Source organism: Vibrio sp. 2132-1, from assembly GCF_033344315.1.
The window spans coordinates 1-797 of the sequence record NZ_JAWPON010000218.1; the positions used below are offsets into that span (position 1 = coordinate 1).

Annotated in this window: 2 protein-coding genes; both read right to left on the reverse strand. The window is 50.6% G+C overall.

The genetic code is table 11. The features are described from left to right. A partial coding sequence (locus tag R8N47_RS24535) for a methylated-DNA--[protein]-cysteine S-methyltransferase (RefSeq protein ID WP_412034480.1) occupies positions 1 to 264 on the reverse strand: 264 nt, incomplete at its 3' end. Then, a partial coding sequence (locus R8N47_RS24540; protein WP_412034481.1) for a DNA-3-methyladenine glycosylase family protein occupies positions 261 to 797 on the reverse strand: 537 nt, incomplete at its 5' end. The genes R8N47_RS24540 and R8N47_RS24535, both read right to left, overlap by 4 nt.

Here is a 797-nt window from a genome sequence, read left to right on the forward strand (position 1 = left end):
GGTCGTTAACGCATGCCACACTTGATTTTGAAAATCGGTACCTGTCGCTGCCAAAGGCAAATCAAATTCGTTGCGCAGACCCGAAAAGTATTCGTCCAACTGGGTCACGGCTTGGCGCAAAATCGGATGCTGATCATCTCTTCGCCCCAATTCACTTGGCTTGGTCGTACAAGTCTCAAACCAAATGCCAAGTAAGCCCTCAGCGTTAGATTGGATAGTGACCGCACCTAGTGGGCTCGGCATCTCGGTATAAACTGTGTTCATGATTGATTCCATAAGTGAAACGTCGCGTAGCTTCCCCAAGGGGCTGCGGTGTGCGTATTGAGTGATGGGTAGCGCTGCATCGCTTTTTTCACCACTAAGTCTTTATCTAAAAAGCAATCGGGTTGGGATTGCCCACGCAGTTGAGCATAACTGACCGTCCAAGGTCCAATGCCTTTCAGCGCTAACCATTGTTGCGGATCCGTCTCCGCGTTGCTTTGCATAAACTGAGCGAAACGCACCAACGTCTCTTTACGACTTTGCGGCATCCGCAAAAAACTCACGTCGGCATTCGCAATCGCATCTGGTGTCGGGAAAAAGCGCTTGTCAGCATCACCACTGAGCGTTTTTACCAATAAGTTAAGCTGGCCTATCGCGGCCTTGACCGACACTTGTTGACCCAAAACTGCTCTAACCCCGGCTTCCCAAGCATTCCACACCCCAGGAATCCGAAAGCCTCGGTTCGAAACAAGCCCCGCTGCCACATAATCCAAATGCTGCTCGACAGTACAGATATCGGTGTCGAGATCGAACAT